The sequence below is a fragment of the Paenibacillus terrae genome, assembly GCF_005217525.1.
Lineage (GTDB): Bacteria > Bacillota > Bacilli > Paenibacillales > Paenibacillaceae > Paenibacillus > Paenibacillus terrae_C.
In genome coordinates this window covers 16,257-32,354 of record NZ_PNXQ01000003.1, presented here as the reverse complement: position 1 = coordinate 32,354, position 16,098 = coordinate 16,257, and the positions used below count along the sequence as shown (strand labels likewise).

32 protein-coding genes are annotated in these 16,098 nt (G+C 45.3%); all 32 read left to right on the top strand.

Features of this window, described 5'->3' with window-relative positions; translation table 11 throughout:
• The coding region (gene rpsJ, locus C1I60_RS02965) for a 30S ribosomal protein S10 (RefSeq protein WP_137060444.1) at nucleotides 1-304 on the top strand (304 nt) is incomplete at its 5' end.
• Nucleotides 305-336: 32 nt separating this feature from the next.
• A complete protein-coding gene (rplC, locus tag C1I60_RS02960) occupies nucleotides 337-960 on the top strand; it encodes a 50S ribosomal protein L3 (RefSeq protein ID WP_013312161.1) in 624 nt (207 codons plus the stop codon).
• A gap of 26 nt (nucleotides 961-986) precedes the next feature.
• On the top strand, nucleotides 987-1,610 hold the full coding sequence (gene rplD / locus C1I60_RS02955; protein WP_013312160.1) for a 50S ribosomal protein L4: 624 nt from the start codon (nucleotides 987-989) through the stop codon (nucleotides 1,608-1,610).
• On the top strand, nucleotides 1,610-1,900 hold the full coding sequence (gene rplW / locus C1I60_RS02950; RefSeq protein ID WP_013312159.1) for a 50S ribosomal protein L23: 291 nt from the start codon (nucleotides 1,610-1,612) through the stop codon (nucleotides 1,898-1,900). Before rplD ends, rplW begins: the two co-directional genes overlap by 1 nt.
• 30 nt (nucleotides 1,901-1,930) lie before the next feature.
• A complete protein-coding gene (gene rplB / locus C1I60_RS02945) occupies nucleotides 1,931-2,761 on the top strand; it encodes a 50S ribosomal protein L2 (RefSeq protein WP_134912313.1) in 831 nt (276 codons plus the stop codon).
• Nucleotides 2,762-2,833: 72 nt separating this feature from the next.
• Nucleotides 2,834-3,112 carry a 30S ribosomal protein S19 gene (gene rpsS, locus C1I60_RS02940; RefSeq protein WP_044647210.1) on the top strand — a complete coding sequence of 93 codons (279 nt, stop codon included), beginning with the start codon at nucleotides 2,834-2,836 and terminating at the stop codon, nucleotides 3,110-3,112.
• Between the two features lie 36 nt (nucleotides 3,113-3,148).
• Nucleotides 3,149-3,481: a 50S ribosomal protein L22 gene (rplV, locus tag C1I60_RS02935; protein ID WP_013312157.1), complete on the top strand. Its 333-nt coding sequence runs from the start codon at nucleotides 3,149-3,151 to the stop codon at nucleotides 3,479-3,481.
• A gap of 13 nt (nucleotides 3,482-3,494) precedes the next feature.
• A complete protein-coding gene (rpsC, locus tag C1I60_RS02930) occupies nucleotides 3,495-4,160 on the top strand; it encodes a 30S ribosomal protein S3 (protein ID WP_044647211.1) in 666 nt (221 codons plus the stop codon).
• Between the two features lie 2 nt (nucleotides 4,161-4,162).
• Nucleotides 4,163-4,597 carry a 50S ribosomal protein L16 gene (gene rplP, locus C1I60_RS02925; RefSeq protein WP_137060421.1) on the top strand — a complete coding sequence of 145 codons (435 nt, stop codon included), beginning with the start codon at nucleotides 4,163-4,165 and terminating at the stop codon, nucleotides 4,595-4,597.
• Nucleotides 4,587-4,784, top strand: coding sequence for a 50S ribosomal protein L29 (gene rpmC, locus C1I60_RS02920; protein WP_014278310.1), 198 nt, complete (start codon nucleotides 4,587-4,589; stop codon nucleotides 4,782-4,784). The genes rplP and rpmC overlap by 11 nt, the downstream gene beginning before the upstream one ends.
• 50 nt (nucleotides 4,785-4,834) lie before the next feature.
• A complete protein-coding gene (gene rpsQ, locus C1I60_RS02915) occupies nucleotides 4,835-5,098 on the top strand; it encodes a 30S ribosomal protein S17 (RefSeq protein ID WP_007432574.1) in 264 nt (87 codons plus the stop codon).
• A 34-nt stretch (nucleotides 5,099-5,132) separates the two neighbouring features.
• Nucleotides 5,133-5,501 (top strand): 50S ribosomal protein L14, encoded by a 369-nt coding sequence (rplN, locus tag C1I60_RS02910; protein ID WP_007432573.1) that lies wholly within the window; start codon nucleotides 5,133-5,135, stop codon nucleotides 5,499-5,501.
• A 36-nt stretch (nucleotides 5,502-5,537) separates the two neighbouring features.
• Nucleotides 5,538-5,891, top strand: coding sequence for a 50S ribosomal protein L24 (gene rplX / locus C1I60_RS02905; RefSeq protein WP_013312155.1), 354 nt, complete (start codon nucleotides 5,538-5,540; stop codon nucleotides 5,889-5,891).
• Nucleotides 5,892-5,922: 31 nt separating this feature from the next.
• The gene (gene rplE, locus C1I60_RS02900) at nucleotides 5,923-6,468 is read left to right on the top strand and encodes a 50S ribosomal protein L5 (RefSeq protein ID WP_014278309.1); all 546 of its coding nucleotides are present in this window, start codon (nucleotides 5,923-5,925) and stop codon (nucleotides 6,466-6,468) included.
• 76 nt (nucleotides 6,469-6,544) lie between these two features.
• On the top strand, nucleotides 6,545-6,730 hold the full coding sequence (locus tag C1I60_RS02895) for a type Z 30S ribosomal protein S14 (protein ID WP_013312154.1): 186 nt from the start codon (nucleotides 6,545-6,547) through the stop codon (nucleotides 6,728-6,730).
• A 32-nt stretch (nucleotides 6,731-6,762) separates the two neighbouring features.
• Nucleotides 6,763-7,161 (top strand): 30S ribosomal protein S8, encoded by a 399-nt coding sequence (rpsH, locus tag C1I60_RS02890; RefSeq protein WP_014278308.1) that lies wholly within the window; start codon nucleotides 6,763-6,765, stop codon nucleotides 7,159-7,161.
• Nucleotides 7,162-7,194: 33 nt separating this feature from the next.
• Nucleotides 7,195-7,737, top strand: coding sequence for a 50S ribosomal protein L6 (gene rplF / locus C1I60_RS02885; RefSeq protein WP_014278307.1), 543 nt, complete (start codon nucleotides 7,195-7,197; stop codon nucleotides 7,735-7,737).
• Nucleotides 7,738-7,852: 115 nt separating this feature from the next.
• Nucleotides 7,853-8,221 carry a 50S ribosomal protein L18 gene (gene rplR / locus C1I60_RS02880; RefSeq protein WP_007432568.1) on the top strand — a complete coding sequence of 123 codons (369 nt, stop codon included), beginning with the start codon at nucleotides 7,853-7,855 and terminating at the stop codon, nucleotides 8,219-8,221.
• Between the two features lie 27 nt (nucleotides 8,222-8,248).
• Nucleotides 8,249-8,746, top strand: a complete 498-nt coding sequence (rpsE, locus tag C1I60_RS02875) for a 30S ribosomal protein S5 (RefSeq protein ID WP_013312151.1) — start codon at nucleotides 8,249-8,251, stop codon at nucleotides 8,744-8,746.
• A 12-nt stretch (nucleotides 8,747-8,758) separates the two neighbouring features.
• Nucleotides 8,759-8,944: a 50S ribosomal protein L30 gene (gene rpmD, locus C1I60_RS02870; protein WP_014278305.1), complete on the top strand. Its 186-nt coding sequence runs from the start codon at nucleotides 8,759-8,761 to the stop codon at nucleotides 8,942-8,944.
• 43 nt (nucleotides 8,945-8,987) lie between these two features.
• Nucleotides 8,988-9,428 (top strand): 50S ribosomal protein L15, encoded by a 441-nt coding sequence (gene rplO, locus C1I60_RS02865; protein ID WP_013312149.1) that lies wholly within the window; start codon nucleotides 8,988-8,990, stop codon nucleotides 9,426-9,428.
• Nucleotides 9,428-10,726, top strand: a complete 1,299-nt coding sequence (gene secY / locus C1I60_RS02860) for a preprotein translocase subunit SecY (RefSeq protein WP_025685931.1) — start codon at nucleotides 9,428-9,430, stop codon at nucleotides 10,724-10,726. Before rplO ends, secY begins: the two co-directional genes overlap by 1 nt.
• A 90-nt stretch (nucleotides 10,727-10,816) precedes the next feature.
• On the top strand, nucleotides 10,817-11,461 hold the full coding sequence (locus tag C1I60_RS02855) for an adenylate kinase (protein WP_134912318.1): 645 nt from the start codon (nucleotides 10,817-10,819) through the stop codon (nucleotides 11,459-11,461).
• A 5-nt stretch (nucleotides 11,462-11,466) separates the two neighbouring features.
• Entirely contained in the window at nucleotides 11,467-12,006 is a 540-nt protein-coding gene (locus C1I60_RS02850; RefSeq protein WP_137060420.1) for a M24 family metallopeptidase, read from the top strand.
• A 9-nt stretch (nucleotides 12,007-12,015) separates the two neighbouring features.
• Nucleotides 12,016-12,324: a KOW domain-containing RNA-binding protein gene (locus C1I60_RS02845; RefSeq protein ID WP_134912322.1), complete on the top strand. Its 309-nt coding sequence runs from the start codon at nucleotides 12,016-12,018 to the stop codon at nucleotides 12,322-12,324.
• A gap of 2 nt (nucleotides 12,325-12,326) precedes the next feature.
• Entirely contained in the window at nucleotides 12,327-12,542 is a 216-nt protein-coding gene (gene infA, locus C1I60_RS02840; RefSeq protein WP_006212898.1) for a translation initiation factor IF-1, read from the top strand.
• Nucleotides 12,543-12,660: 118 nt separating this feature from the next.
• Nucleotides 12,661-12,774 (top strand): 50S ribosomal protein L36, encoded by a 114-nt coding sequence (gene rpmJ / locus C1I60_RS02835; protein WP_003333770.1) that lies wholly within the window; start codon nucleotides 12,661-12,663, stop codon nucleotides 12,772-12,774.
• A 21-nt stretch (nucleotides 12,775-12,795) separates the two neighbouring features.
• Complete coding sequence (gene rpsM, locus C1I60_RS02830; RefSeq protein ID WP_007432560.1) at nucleotides 12,796-13,164, top strand: 30S ribosomal protein S13; 369 nt, start codon at nucleotides 12,796-12,798, stop codon at nucleotides 13,162-13,164.
• A 19-nt stretch (nucleotides 13,165-13,183) separates the two neighbouring features.
• Nucleotides 13,184-13,579 carry a 30S ribosomal protein S11 gene (gene rpsK, locus C1I60_RS02825; RefSeq protein WP_013312144.1) on the top strand — a complete coding sequence of 132 codons (396 nt, stop codon included), beginning with the start codon at nucleotides 13,184-13,186 and terminating at the stop codon, nucleotides 13,577-13,579.
• 135 nt (nucleotides 13,580-13,714) lie between these two features.
• A complete protein-coding gene (locus C1I60_RS02820) occupies nucleotides 13,715-14,659 on the top strand; it encodes a DNA-directed RNA polymerase subunit alpha (protein WP_014278300.1) in 945 nt (314 codons plus the stop codon).
• A 34-nt stretch (nucleotides 14,660-14,693) separates the two neighbouring features.
• Nucleotides 14,694-15,059: a 50S ribosomal protein L17 gene (rplQ, locus tag C1I60_RS02815; protein WP_013312143.1), complete on the top strand. Its 366-nt coding sequence runs from the start codon at nucleotides 14,694-14,696 to the stop codon at nucleotides 15,057-15,059.
• A 151-nt stretch (nucleotides 15,060-15,210) separates the two neighbouring features.
• Nucleotides 15,211-15,996 carry a tRNA pseudouridine(38-40) synthase TruA gene (gene truA, locus C1I60_RS02810; RefSeq protein ID WP_137060419.1) on the top strand — a complete coding sequence of 262 codons (786 nt, stop codon included), beginning with the start codon at nucleotides 15,211-15,213 and terminating at the stop codon, nucleotides 15,994-15,996.
• Nucleotides 15,997-16,098 lie beyond the last annotated feature (102 nt).

Sequence of the window (16,098 nt, the reverse complement as noted above, 5' to 3'; positions counted from 1 at the left end):
AAAGCAAAAGATTCGTATTCGTTTGAAAGCTTACGACCACAGAATTCTTGATCAATCCGCTGAGAAAATTGTTGAAACAGCTAAACGTTCGGGCGCAGGTGTATCCGGACCAATTCCGCTGCCAACCGAAAAACAAATCATTACTATTCTCCGTGCGGTACACAAGTACAAGGATTCCCGGGAGCAGTTCGAAATGCGCACACATAAGCGTTTGATCGACATTGTTAACCCGACTCCACAAACTGTGGATGCCTTGATGCGCTTGGACCTGCCGTCCGGTGTAGATATCGAAATTAAATTGTAATTTGTGATTAGGAAAAGAAAAGAGGTGTCAACATGAAAGGTATCTTAGGAAAAAAACTCGGAATGACTCAAGTGTTTACCCCTGAAGGTAACGTACTTGCTGTTACGGTTATCGAAGCGGGCCCTTGTGTTGTTCTGCAAAAGAAAGATCTGGAAAACGATGGATACGAAGCTATTCAACTCGGTTTCTCTGATAAAAAAGAAAAAAGATCCAATAAACCTGAAGCAGGACATGCGAAAAAAGCAAATACTGCACCTAAGCGCTACGTTCGTGAACTTCGTGGCATCGACCTTGCTGCGTACGAGGTTGGCCAAGAACTGAAGGCTGATGTCTTCACAGAAGGCGAATTCGTTGACGTAACAGGTATTTCTAAAGGTAAAGGTTTTGCCGGCGTTATCAAACGTTGGGGACAAAGCCGCGGACCAATGGCACACGGCTCGCGTTACCACAGAGGTCCAGGTTCGATGGGCTCCATTCAAGCTAACCGCGTTCCTAAAGGTAAACACCTGCCAGGACACATGGGGCATGAAACGGTAACGATCCAACGCCTTGAAGTTGTTAAGATCGATACAGAACGTAATGTATTGCTCGTGAAGGGCTCCATTCCAGGACCTAAAAACAGCTTCGTTAAAGTACTAGAAACGGTGAAAAAATAAACAACTGAAGAAAGGAGGAACACGAAATGCCAAAAGTAGCACTTTTTAATATTAGCGGCAGCCAAGTTGGCGAAATTGAATTGAACGACGCAGTATTCGGTATCGAACCGAATAAACACGTTCTTCATGACGCTGTTGTTATGCAATTGGCTTCCCTGCGTCAAGGTACTCACAAAGTAAAAGGACGTTCTGAAGTACGTGGTGGCGGACGTAAACCTTGGAAACAAAAAGGTACTGGCCGCGCTCGTCAAGGTTCGATCCGTGCACCGCAATGGGTTGGTGGCGGTACTGTATTTGGTCCGACTCCACGTAGCTATGCTTACAAATTGCCTAAAAAGGTTCGTCGCTTGGCGATCAAATCTGCTTTGTCTTCCAAAGTGATTGAGAATGAAATCATCGTATTGGACGCTCTTACACTGAACGGACCTAAAACGAAAGAATTCGCAGCCATTTTGAACAACCTTAAAGCTGACCGTAAAGCATTGATCGTAGCTCCTAGCTATGATGATAATGTGGCTCTGTCCGCTCGTAATATTCCTGGTGTGAAGTTTGTAGCCGCAGACGGCATTAATGTTCTTGACGTGCTTGGACACGACAAACTGATCATTACGAAGGAAGCAGTTCAGAAGGTAGAGGAGGTGCTCGCGTAATGAAGGATCCTCGTGATATTATCAAACGTCCGGTAATCACCGAACGTACGGCTGGTATGATGAATGACTTGAAATACGTTTTCGAGGTAGACATTCGTTCCAATAAAGTCGAAGTTAAAAAAGCAATCGAAGCGATCTTTAACGTGAAAGTAAGTAACGTAAACACGCTTCGTGTTCCTGCAAAACCAAAACGCTACGGCCGTCATTCCGGCTATACGAGCGAGTGGAAAAAAGCGTTTGTAACGCTGAGCAAAGACAGTAAGCCGCTTGAGTTTTTTGAAACGGTATAATTGAAACTGTAAAGTAAGGAGGGAAACTCAGTGCCAATTAAAAAGTATAAACCGACGTCCCCGGCCAGACGTGCTATGTCTGTATCTACTTTCGAGGAGATCACAACTAATCAGCCCGAGAAATCGTTGCTGGCGCCTCTGAGCAAGCAAGCTGGACGTAATAACCAAGGTAAAATTACGGTTCGTCATCATGGCGGTGGACACAAACGTAAATACCGTATTATCGACTTCAAACGTAACAAAGATGGAATACCGGGCCGCGTTGCTACGATCGAATATGATCCGAACCGTACGTCCAACATCGCACTTATCCACTATGTGGATGGTGAAAAACGTTACATCATCGCTCCTAAAGGCTTGAAAGTAGGGGACGAAGTGGTTTCCGGCGTAGGTTCCGATATCAAAATCGGTAACTCTTTGCCTTTGGAGAACATTCCAGTAGGTACGGTTATCCACAACATCGAATTGAAACCGGGCAAAGGTGGTCAACTCGTTCGCGCTGCCGGTACGGAAGCCCAGCTTCTTGGTAAAGAAGAGAAGTATGTAACAATTCGTTTGACTTCTGGTGAAGTTCGTCGCGTTCTGAAAGTTTGCCGCGCTACAATCGGCTCTGTTGGTAACGAAGACCATGAATTGGTGAAGATCGGTAAAGCCGGACGTAGCCGTTGGTTGGGACAACGTCCTGAAGTTCGTGGTGTTGTTATGAACCCTAACGATCACCCGCACGGTGGTGGTGAAGGTCGCGCTCCAATCGGACGTAAATCTCCAATGTCTCCATGGGGTAAACCAACCCTGGGTTACAAAACACGTAAAAAGGGCAAAGCATCTGATAAATACATCGTTCGTCGTCGTACTAAGTAATAAGACGTGCGCTTAAGTCGCACGTTAACATATTAAGGAACGACAACGTTTTAACGAAGGGAGGATTCATACATGGGTCGCAGTCTCAAAAAAGGACCGTTCATTGATGGTTACTTACTGAAAAAAGTAGAGGTTTTGAACGAATCGGACAAAAAAGTCGTGATCAAAACTTGGTCCCGTCGCTCTACAATTTTCCCGCAATTTATCGGACATACGTTTGGTGTATACGATGGTCGTAAACACGTGCCGGTATACGTAACGGAAGATATGGTCGGACACAAATTGGGCGAATTCGCTCCAACACGTACCTATAAAGGCCATTCGGATGACGATAAGAAAACAAGAAGATAATCAACACAGCGTAGTGTTTGAGAGGAGGTAAACTCAATGGAAGCAAAAGCACATGCTAAATCCGTACGGATTTCCGCTCGTAAAGTTAAACTCGTTATCGATTTGATTCGCGGTAAGCAGGTTGGTGAGGCGATCGCAATTCTTCGCCATACTCCGAAATCCGCTTCTCCAGTCGTTGAGAAGCTGTTGAACTCTGCTATTGCAAATGCAGACCACAACTACTCTTTGGACGTGAACAAGTTGGTTGTATCGCAAGTTTTTGTGAACCAAGGTCCTACAATGAAACGGTTCCGCCCGCGTGCAATGGGACGTGCAAGCCGCATCAATAAACGCACCAGTCATATTACTCTGGTGGTATCTGAAAAATAAGGAGGGAAAACGTGTGGGCCAAAAGGTAAATCCAATCGGACTCCGAATCGGTATTATCCGTGATTGGGAATCCAAATGGTATGCAGGCAAAGATTTCGGTGATCTTTTGCTAGAAGACGTTAGAATTCGTGAACATCTGAAAAAAAGATTGAAAGATTCCGCTGTATCCCGTGTTGAAATCGAGAGAGCAGCTAACCGCGTCAACGTAACGATTCACACTGCGAAGCCTGGTATGGTTATCGGTAAGGGTGGTTCCGAAGTTGAAAACTTGCGTAATGAAATTACTAAAATCGCAGGCGGTAAAAAGGTACACATCAATATTTCTGAAATTAAAAATCCTGAGCTGGATGCAATCTTGGTTGCTGAGAGCATTGCACAACAATTGGAACGTCGCGTTTCTTTCCGTCGTGCTTTGAAGCAAGCCATCCAAAGAACTATGCGTTCTGGAGCAAAAGGAATTAAAACTCAAGTAGGCGGACGTCTTGGCGGTGCCGAAATCGCTCGTTCCGAAGGGTACAGCGAAGGAACAGTTCCACTGCATACGCTTCGTGCCGACATTGATTACGGTACAGCGGAAGCTCATACAACTTACGGCCGTATTGGCGTAAAGGTATGGATCTATCGTGGAGAGGTTCTTCCTCCAGCTAAGAAACAAGCTCCTCAGGAAGGAGGCAACTAATCATGTTGGTACCAAAACGCGTAAAACATCGTAAGCAACAACGTGGTCATATGAAGGGTCGTGCAAAAGGCGGCACTACACTGAACTTTGGTGAGTATGGTTTGCAAGCTACTGAACCTTCATGGATTACTAACCGTCAGATCGAAGCTGCTCGTATTGCGATGACTCGTTACATCAAACGTGGTGGTAAGGTTTGGATTAAAATTTTCCCTGACAAACCAATTACTCAGAAGCCTCTTGAGGTTCGTATGGGTAGTGGTAAAGGTAACGTAGAAAAATGGGTTGCAGTAGTGAAGCCAGGAAAGATCATGTTCGAACTTGCTGGTGTTCCGGAAGAGGTTGCTCGTGAAGCAATGCGTCTTGCCGCTCACAAACTGCCAATCAAAACTAAGTTTGTGAAACGTGAAGAATTGGGTGGTGAAGCAAATGAAGGCTAGTGAATTTCGCAACCTAACCACTGCTGAAATTGAACAAAAGATCTCTGGGTTCAAAGAAGAACTCTTTAACCTTCGTTTTCAACTCGCTACCGGTCAGCTTGATAACCCGACTCGGATCGGCGATGTACGTAAGGAAATTGCTCGTGCTAAAACCGTGATCCGTGAGAGAGAACTTGGGATTAGCTAAGATATCAGACCGGGTGGAGATTCCGCCTGTAATTAGGAAGGAGGCCAACAATGAGCGAACGTAATGCCCGTAAAGTGTTAGTCGGTAAAGTAGTCAGCGATAAAATGGACAAAACGATTGTGATTGCTGTAGAAACTTACAAAAAACACGATCTCTACCATAAACGCATTAAAGTAACAAAGAAATTCAAAGCTCATGATGAAAACAACACCGCACAAATCGGTGATACTGTTAAAATCATGGAAACTCGCCCTTTGTCCAAAGACAAAAACTGGAGACTGGTCGAAATCGTTGAAAAAGCTGTTATAATCTAATGTAGTGTAGTTTTTCCGAAAGGAGGATAAATAAATGATTCAACCATTTACACGTTTGACTGTAGCTGACAATTCCGGCGCGAAGGAACTGATGTGTATCCGTGTGCTCGGTGGTACGGGACGTCGTACAGCTCAAATTGGTGACCTGATCGTTTGTTCCGTAAAACAAGCAACACCAGGCGGCGTTGTCAAAAAGGGTGATGTAGTAAGAGCGGTTGTCGTTCGTACTAAACGTTCTATCCGCCGTAAAGACGGTTCCTACATCGGATTTGACGAGAACGCAGCAGTGGTCGTTAAAGAAGACAAGAGCCCACGTGGTACTCGTATTTTCGGACCAGTTGCTCGCGAACTTCGTGATAAAGACTTCATGAAAATCGTTTCCTTGGCTCCGGAAGTGATCTAAATTCACCTTAAAATGTGCCCGTAGGAGGTGTACGAAATGCCAAAAGTGAAAAAAGTTCTGGAATCCCATAACAACAAGCTGCACGTCAAAAAAGACGATACTGTTCTGGTGATTACAGGTAAAGATAAAGGTAAAAAAGGTCGCGTTATCGCTGCTTACCCTCGTCAAAACCGTGTGCTTGTGGAAGGTGTTAACATGATTAAAAAACACCAAAAGCCTAATCAGCTAAATCCACAAGGCGGCATCATCGAGAAAGAAGCTCCGATTCACGTTTCCAACGTTATGCACATTGATCCGAAGAGCGGAAAAGTAACTCGTGTTGGTTACAAAGTATTGGACAACGGAAAAAAAGTGCGCATTGCAAAACGTTCTGGCGAAGTGATCGACTAATTATTTTTTAATGAAAGGAGGTCTATGATTCATGGCAACAACAAGAATGAAAGAGCGTTTCTTGAAAGAAATCACTCCTGCCTTGATGCAGAAGTTCAGCTATACATCGGTAATGCAAGTGCCTAAAATCGAGAAGGTTGTAATCAACATGGGTGTTGGCGACGCAGTCCAAAACTCCAAAGTGCTTGATTCGGCTGTGAACGACATGCAGTTGATCGCTGGTCAAAAGCCAGTAATCACTCGTGCAAAAAAATCTATTGCAGGTTTTAAATTGCGTGAAAACATGCCGATCGGTGTTAAGGTAACACTTCGTGGTGAGCGTATGTATTATTTCTTGGACAAATTGTTCAACATCACGCTTCCTCGCGTACGTGACTTCCATGGTGTTTCGACAAAAGCTTTTGATGGACGTGGTAACTACACGCTTGGTCTGAAAGAGCAATTGATCTTCCCGGAAATCGAGTACGATCAAGTTGATAAAGTTCGTGGTATGGACATCGTTATCGTAACGACTGCCAAGACTGACGAAGAGTCCCGTGAGCTTCTGACTCAGCTGGGCATGCCTTTCGCAAAGTAATGTTGGCATATCGTTTCGGGCGTCTGATATAAAAGACACCCTGTTCTCCGAAACTATTTAGGAGGTGTCAGGCTAAGTGGCAAAAACTTCAATGAAAGTCAAACAACAACGCACACCAAAGTTTAAAGTTCGTGCTTATACTCGTTGCGAGCGTTGTGGTCGTCCACATTCGGTGCTGCAAAAGTTTAAGATCTGCAGAATTTGCTTCCGTGAATTAGCTTATAAAGGCCAGATTCCTGGCGTGAAAAAAGCAAGCTGGTAAAAAGTCCTGTTTGGGAAGGAGGTTTATACACAATGACTATGTCTGATCCAATTGCAGATATGCTTACTCGTATTCGTAACGCGAACACAGTTCGTCACGAAACAGTAGAAATGCCTGCATCTACAATGAAAAAACAAATCGCCGACATCCTGAAACGTGAAGGATTCATTCGTGATGCGGAATTTGTTGAAGATAGCAAACAAGGGATCATCCGTGTTTTCTTGAAATACGGTGCGAACAACGAACGTGTTATTACAGGTTTGAAAAGAATCAGTAAACCAGGTCTTCGCGTTTACACGAAGAGCAATGAGATTCCACGCGTTCTGGGTGGACTCGGGATCGCGATCATTTCGACATCCAAAGGTATCATGACCGACAAAGAAGCGCGTCAGTCTAAAGCCGGCGGAGAAGTGGTTTGCTACGTTTGGTAAGATAACGTTTAAAAGATAGGAGGTGCAACAGATATGTCCCGTATTGGTCGTAAGCCAATCACAGTACCAAGTGGTGTTGACGTAACTTTGAACAACACAGCGATCACAGTTAAAGGTCCTAAAGGAACATTGACTCGTGAGCTTCATAAAGACATGTCCGTTACTGTGGAAAACAATGAAATCAACGTAATTCGTCCTTCGGACAACAAACTTCACCGCTCTTTGCATGGAACAACCCGCAGCGTTGTCAACAACATGGTAAGTGGTGTAACTGAAGGATTTTCAAAATCTCTGGAGCTGGTTGGGGTCGGATATCGTGCAAGCAAATCCGGAGATAAAATCGTTCTGAACGTTGGATACTCTCATCCGGTTGAAATCACACCGGAAGCGGGCATCGAATTCGAAGTTCCTTCGAACACTAAAATCATCGTTCGCGGAATTGATAAAGAGCGTGTAGGTGCCTATGCTGCTAAAATTCGTTCCGTTCGTGAACCTGAGCCGTACAAAGGTAAAGGGATTAAATACGAAGGCGAGCGCATCATTCGTAAAGAAGGTAAAGCCGGTAAGAAGAAATAAGTTTCTTACCGACTTTGTGCGGTCTTTCTTCCGGAAAGACTTCGTACTTCTTTTTTACCCAGTGCGTCTTAGTATAAAGCTTTAAAAGGCAAACTGAAGGGAGTGAAAACTTAAGATGATTACAAAACAAGATAAAAATAAAGCACGTGTCAGAAGACATCTGCGTGTACGTAAGAAAATCGAAGGTACGGCTGTTCGTCCTCGTCTGAACGTGTTCCGTTCTTCCAAACATATCTACGCACAATTGATTGATGATGTAGCTGGTGTAACATTGGTATCTGCATCCACTATGGATAAAGAACTGAGCAGCGAAATCAAAAACGGCGGTAGCGTAGAAGCAGCTCGTAAGGTTGGCGAACTCGTTGCTAAACGTGCAAAAGAAAAAGGTCATGCTAACATTGTATTTGACCGTGGTGGATACTTGTATCATGGACGGATTCAGGCTTTGGCTGATGCAGCTCGCGAAGCAGGCCTTGAATTCTAAGACATTTCTCAAAAGGAGGTTAACGACTTGCGTGTAGATCCGAACACTTTGGAACTGACTGAAAGAGTAGTAAATATTAATCGCGTAGCTAAAGTTGTCAAAGGCGGACGCCGTTTCAGCTTTAGTGCTCTGGTAGTAGTAGGCGACGGTAACGGCTGGGTAGGCGCTGGTATCGGTAAAGCTGGCGAAGTACCTGATGCGATTCGCAAAGGTATTGAAGATGCTAAGAAAAACCTGGTTCACGTTCCACTCGTAGGAACAACTATTCCTCACCTTGTTACAGGTAAGTTCGGTGCTGGCCGGGTTCTGTTGAAACCGGCATCGGAAGGTACTGGAGTTATCGCTGGCGGTCCGGTTCGTGCTGTACTGGAACTTGCTGGTGTAGGTGATATCTTGACAAAATCTCTAGGTTCTTCGAATTCCATGAACATGGTCAATGCGACATTGGAAGGTTTGTCCCGCTTGAAACGCGCTGAAGAAGTTGCAAAATTGCGCGGCAAATCCATCGAAGAGCTGCTGGGCTAAGGAGGGAATGTCATGGCGAAATTAGAAATTACCCTCGTTCGTTCGTTGATCGGTCGTCCTGGTACTCAAAGAACGACTGTTAAAACGCTCGGCTTGCGTAAAATCAACCATAAAGTAATTCAACCCGACAATCCAGCGATTCGCGGGATGATTAATCAAGTTAGCCATTTGGTTTCTGTTAAAGAAATTGAGGCTTAAGAAATAAAGCATTTTAACAATAATCAAGGAGGTGCAACGAACGATGAAGTTACATGAGCTTTCCCCAGCTCCAGGCTCCCGCAAAGAACGTAAACGTTTGGGTCGTGGTCCTAGTAGCGGTACGGGTAAAACTTCTGGTCGTGGTCATAAGGGTCAAAACGCTCGTTCCGGCGGTGGTGTACGTCCGGGCTTCGAGGGTGGTCAAAACCCACTGTATCGTCGCTTGCCTAAACGCGGTTTCGTAAATCCTACTCGTAAAGAGTATGCGGTTTTGAATATCGAAGATTTGAACAGTTTTGCAGCAGGTACAGAAGTAAGCCCTGAGTTTTTGCTGAACAATGGCATTGTGAAAAACGCGAAATCCGGAATTAAAATTCTGGGTAACGGTGAAATCACTGTGAAATTGACAGTTAAAGCGAACAAGTTCTCTCAATCTGCGGTAGAGAAAATTGAAGCTGCCGGCGGTAAAACCGAGGTGATCTAATGTTCAAGACCCTGAAAAATATATGGCGGGTTGAGGATCTTAGAACCCGAATCCTGTTTACCCTGTTTATACTGTTTGTATATCGTATTGGCTCCTTCGTGCCGGTTCCCGGCGTGAACAAGCAAGTCTTTACTTCTCAGGATCAGGCAGGAAGCGAGTTGTTTGGACTCCTTAACACCTTCTCAGGGGGCGCTTTGTATCAGTTCTCGATCTTCGCCCTCGGGATTATGCCATATATTACAGCGTCCATCATTGTACAGTTGCTGTCAATGGACGTTATTCCGAAACTTGCGGAATGGGCTAAACAAGGAGAGCATGGTAAAAAGAAGCTGGCTCAACTTACACGGTATGGAACGGTAATACTGGGCTTGATTCAAGCATTCGGAACGTCGATCGGCTTTAATCGACTGTATGGTGCAGCAATGATTCCAGGAGCCACTTTTGCAGATTATCTGGTAATAGCTATTGTGCTTACAGCAGGAACTACGTTCCTTATGTGGTTAGGTGAGCAAATTACCGAAAAGGGAATCGGCAACGGTATCTCTATCGTTATCTTTGCAGGGATCGCGGCAGGTATTCCAAGACATATTCGGACGGTTGTAGAATCCCAGTTTATTCAGGCAGATCAGCTGTTTATGAATATTCTGAAGGCAATTATTATTGCCTTGGTGATTATTCTGATTATTGTGGGTGTTATATATATCCAGCAAGGTATTCGGAAAATTCCGGTACAATACGCCAAACGTGTAGTTGGTAACAAGATGTACGGTGGCCAGAATACGCATATTCCGATGAAAATTAATGCGGCAGGCGTTATTCCGGTAATCTTTGCGGTATCATTGCTGCAATTCCCGACAATTATTGCGAGTTTTTGGGCAGATCATGCTTGGGCGAAGTGGATTACCACTTACTTGTATTATGACAAGCCGCTGGGTATGGTTTTGTATGTCGTAATGATTATCGGTTTCACATTCTTCTATACCTTTGTACAGATGAATCCGCAGCAAATGGCCGACAACATGAAGAAAAACGGCGGTTATATTCCGGGAATTCGGCCGGGTAAAGCCACGGAGAAATACCTGACACGAGTAATGTCACGTTTGACAATGACAGGAGCTTTGTTCCTGGCAGTCATATCCGTATTGCCGGTATTCTTCGGTTCGCTTTCGGGCTTGCCTCGTTCCGTGCAAATTGGCGGTACTTCGTTGCTCATCATTATCGGTGTAGCATTGGATACAATGAAGCAGATCGAAAGCCAACTGATCAAACGCCATTACAAAGGCTTCATCAACAAATAGGCAACAGGTTCCGGCTTAGGATGTTCGCATACTTACCGGCACCTTTTGTGCTGTTTCTTGTGTAGGGGTCGTCTTGAGGAGTGACAGATTGTGAATATTTTAATCATGGGCCCTCCGGGGGCTGGTAAAGGTACACAAGCAGATGTCATTGTGAAGGAATTCGGCATTCCTCATATCTCGACAGGTGACGCGTTTCGCCTGGCGATGAAACAGGGAACACCTATTGGCATTAAAGCCAAGGAATATATCGACAAGGGTGAACTTGTTCCGGATGATGTAACGATTGGCATCGTTGAAGAGCGGCTGCAACAGCCGGACTGTAAGAAAGGTTTCTTGCTGGACGGTTTTCCAAGAACTTTGGCTCAAGCTGAAGCCTTGGATCAAATTTTGGGTCGTTTGGATACGAAGCTTGATGATGTCATCAACCTGAAAGTGGATCGTGACAAATTGTTGGTACGAATCACAGGACGGCGAGTTTGCAAAATCTGTGGAACTAGCTATCATGTTGTCTTTAATCCTCCGAAGGTTGAAGGCATTTGCGATAAAGATGGCGGGGAGCTCTATCAGCGCCCTGACGATAACGAGGATAGCGTAAGAACACGACTTGACGAATATAGTAATAAAACAGCACCACTCCTCACGTTTTATGAGAACCAGAATCTTCTGCGTCATATTGACGGAGAACAGGATATTGATGTGGTTTCCAAAAATATCGTGTCCTTGTTGCGGGGTTAGCTGTAATGATCATTTGCAAGTCGGGGACGGAATTAAGCTTTATGAGGAAAGCTGAGAGAGTGGATACGGAAACGAATCATTTCTTGGTGGAACACATCGAGCCCGGTATGACGACCGGTGAACTTGATCATTTAGCTGATCGGTATATTCGCAGTCAAGGAGCTGTGCCGTCTTTTAAAGGTTATAACGGTTTTCCTGCCAGCATTTGCGCTTCAGTCAACGAACAACTGGTGCACGGATTTCCCGGCAAACGCAAGTTAAACAAAGGCGATATCATCGCAAAGACTCGCCAGTTTACAATGTCGCATGCCATTCGGCAATATATTGAGAATCCAAACCGTGGTATTCCCGAACAGGGGAAGAGGCTGAAAACCGGCATGGTGCTGGCTATTGAACTCATGGTTCGTATAGGTTCTCGCCATGTGGGGGCGCTGGAAGACAACTGGACGGTCGTAACGGTGAACGTGGCCTCTCGTGCTCGTAACGAGCAAGCGGTGGCGGTCACAACGGACGGCATGGACATTTTCACGAAACTGAGTGCGTAGGTGATTTGAATGATTCAGCAAGGAAACCTGCAAATCGGTCAGCTGGTGAAGATTCTGAAAGGCAGAGATGTCGGACAGATTGCGGTTGTCGTTTCTATAGCGGACAGCAGGTTTGTATATATTGCGGATGGGGACAAACGAAAGTTTGATCAGTCGAAGAAGAAAAACGTTCTTCATCTGATGCCTCAGCCCAAGATTAGTAGCGAGGTTGTAAACAGTTTAAACGAAAGCGGTCGGGTGACAAATGGAAAGCTGCGTCATGCAGTGAAAACTTTCTTGGAGTCGTCCGAATACCAAGCTGAAGAGAAAGGAGACTGACTTTGGCCAAAGAAGATGTCATTGAGGTTGAAGGTACGGTAATCGAGCCACTGCCGAACGCTACGTTCAAGGTAGAGCTGGAGAACGGTCATCAAATTCTTGCACATGTTTCCGGAAAACTGCGGATGCACTTTATCCGTATTTTGACAGGCGACAAGGTGGTTGTACAGTTATCGCCTTACGATTTAACTAAAGGCCGTATTACGTACCGCAAGTAATTCATGCAGGTTTAATTAAACGTACGTCATTTAAAAAAAACTTGTTTTGCTCGGCAAAACGATGTGAATGTTCATGAAGCGAGTTTTACCAGGGTAAAGCTTGGAGGAGGTAATCAACATGAAGGTAAGACCTTCTGTAAAACCTATTTGCGAGAAATGCAAAGTCATTCGCCGTAAAGGGAATGTAATGGTTATTTGCGAAAATCCGAAACACAAACAAAAACAAGGTTAATAGAAGGGGGTGTAGCGTAAAATGGCTCGTATAGCTGGTGTGGATTTGCCACGTGACAAACGCGTTGAGATCGCCTTGACTTACATTTTCGGAATCGGTAAAACGACTTCTCAGAAAATTTTGAAGGAAACAGGCATCAGTGCAAACACGCGTGTTCGTGATTTGACTGAAGATGAAGTGAGCAAATTACGTGAAACGATCGACAAAGAAGTTAAAGTAGAAGGCGATCTGCGTCGTGAAATTTCCTTAAATATTAAACGTCTGACTGAGATTGGCTGCTACCGTGGTGTTCGTCACCGTCGTGGATTGCCTGTTCGCGGACAACGTACCAAAACTAATGCTCGTACCCGTAAAGGTCCTCGTCGGACTGTAGCGAACAAAAAGAAATAAGAAGGGAGGATAACATTCAATGGCTAAACCGAAAAAAGTTGTACGTACAAAACGCCGTGACCGTAAAAATATCGAGACTGGCGTGGCACACATCCGTTCCACGTTCAACAACACGATCGTTACGATCACAGATCCACACGGTAACGCAATCTCTTGGGCCAGCTCAGGCGGCATGGGATTCCGTGGTTCCCGTAAATCTACTCCATTCGCAGCTCAAATGGCCGCAGAAACAGCTGCTAAAGCTGCAATGGAACACGGCATGAAGACTGTCGAAGTCATGGTTAAAGGACCAGGCGCAGGACGCGAAGCAGCAATCCGCTCTTTGCAAGCAGCTGGACTGGAAGTTAACCTGATTAAAGACGTAACTCCGGTACCTCATAACGGATGCCGTCCTCCAAAACGTCGTCGCGTCTAATGAGATTTCTCCTCTGCGTGTAGTATAAATCCGGCACAAACTGCCAAGAATGGATGTTTAGGTATACTGCATGATAGACTATGGATAAGGTGAATGTTTCATATAGGAGCGACGTTTTGAAGGAGGGATATTGCAGTGATAGAAATCGAAAAGCCGAAAATTGAGACGGTAGACGTCAATGATGATGGCACCTATGGAAAATTCGTTGTAGAACCGCTGGAACGCGGGTACGGTACGACGCTGGGAAACTCGCTTCGCCGTATTCTGTTATCCTCGTTACCGGGGGCAGCAGTCACATCGGTTCAGATCGATGGAGTTTTGCACGAATTTGCAACGGTTCCCGGTGTGAAGGAAGACGTAACGGAGATCATACTGAACCTGAAAGCTTTATCGCTTAAAATCCACTCGGATGAAGAGAAGGTACTCGAAATCGATGCGGAAGGCGAAGGAGTTGTAACAGCAGGAGATATCCGTGCGGACAGTGATGTGGAAATTCTTAATCCGGATCTTCACATTGCTACGCTCGGACCGGGTTCGAGACTTCACATGCGTATTTTCGCCAATCGCGGTCGTGGTTACGTTAAGCAGGATCGGAATAAACGTGATGACCAGCCGATCGGCGTCATTCCCGTCGACTCCATCTACACTCCGATTTCACGTGTTAACTACGGCATTGAAAATACGCGTGTCGGCCAGGTTACGAATTACGACAAGCTGACACTTGAGGTTTGGACTGACGGAAGTATTCGCCCTGAGGAAGCAGTAAGCCTTGGAGCAAAAATTTTGACCGAGCATGTGATGTTGTTCGTAGGTCTAACCGACGAAGCAAAAGATGCGGAAATTATGGTCGAAAAAGAAGAAGACAAGAAAGAAAAAGTTCTTGAAATGACGATCGAAGAGCTGGATCTCTCCGTCCGTTCATATAACTGCCTTAAGCGTGCTGGTATCAATACGGTACAAGAACTCACTACTAAATCTGAAGAAGATATGATGAAGGTTCGCAACCTGGGCCGCAAATCTTTGGAAGAAGTACAAGAGAAGCTCGAGGAACTTGGTTTAGGACTTCGTACGGAAGAATAGTACAGCAACGTTTTTGTGAAGGAGGGGAAACTACATGGCATACCAAAAATTGGGCCGTAACTCCAGTGCCCGTAAAGCTTTGTTTCGTGATTTGGTAACCGATTTGTTCTTGTACGAGCGTATCCAAACTACTGAGGCTAAAGCGAAAGAAGTTCGTTCTATTGCTGAAAAACTGATCACTAAAGCGAAAAAAGGAGATCTGCACGCACGCCGTCAAGTGGCTGCGTTCGTTCGCCGTGAAACTTTGGATGGTGAGCAGGATGCAATCCAAAAGCTGTTTAGCGAATTGGCTACACGTTACACTGAGCGTCCAGGTGGATACACTCGTATCTTGAAATTGGGACCTCGTCGTGGCGATGCCGCTCCAATGGTATATCTGGAACTGGTTGACCGCGCGTAAACAGGCGAAGATGAGGGAAGGGTGGACAGAATCAGCTTGATTCTGAACAACCCTTTTTTTCTCTTGGAGGAGTCCTTGAGGGGCTTCTCCTTTGTTATGTACGGTTATTCCTTATAAGGCCAGTGAATACCCCTGCAAAGGTGTGAGAAACATGCGGAATTTGTGCATGAAGGTGAACTATGACGGAACCCGCTATGATGGCTTTCAGACGCAGCCCAGTGGTAATACCATTCAGGACTATCTTGAAAATGCTATCTACTCATTGACGGGCGAACGTCTTAAAATCACAGGCTCAGGCCGCACAGACGCCGGTGTACATGCATATGGCCAGGTATTCAATTTTCATACTGAATCACCGATCCCCATACAGCGCTGGTGTCTAGCACTCAATGCCTGGCTGCCTCGTGATATTATCGTTACGGATGCGAAAGAGGTGCCGTTGTCCTTTCATGCACGCCGTATGGCGAAGCGGAAGACGTATCGGTACAGCATTAATGCGAACCGATTTCCGGACATCTTTCACCGTCGTACACAGGCACATCACCCGACGAGTTTGGATATACGAGCGATGGAGGCAGGGTTGGCCCATTTGATCGGCACTTTTGACTATACATCGTTTGCATCCCGACGTTCCCAGAAAACGAATCATGTCCGCACGATTTACGAAGCCTACATGACGGTAGACTATTCCTTTTCACGTCCGGGTTCGGATGATCAGGGAATTATTCATACGTATATTACTGGCAGCGGTTTTTTGCAGCACATGGTCAGGATCATTATGGGCACTTTGCTGGAAGTGGGAGAAGGCAAAAAATCGGCGGATGATATTTCTTCCATTTTGGAGGCTAAAAGCCGCTCAAAGGCCGGTCCTACGGCTGTTGGACATGCTTTAACCCTCTGGAATGTGGAGTACGACGAAAACATTAAAAAACTTTGATTTTACCCTTGCAGAATTGATGGTTTTCCTGTAGTATAAAAGTTGTGTTTTCTTAATGGCTTTCCCACAGCCCCAATTAAGATGATCACTTTCAAGCAACAT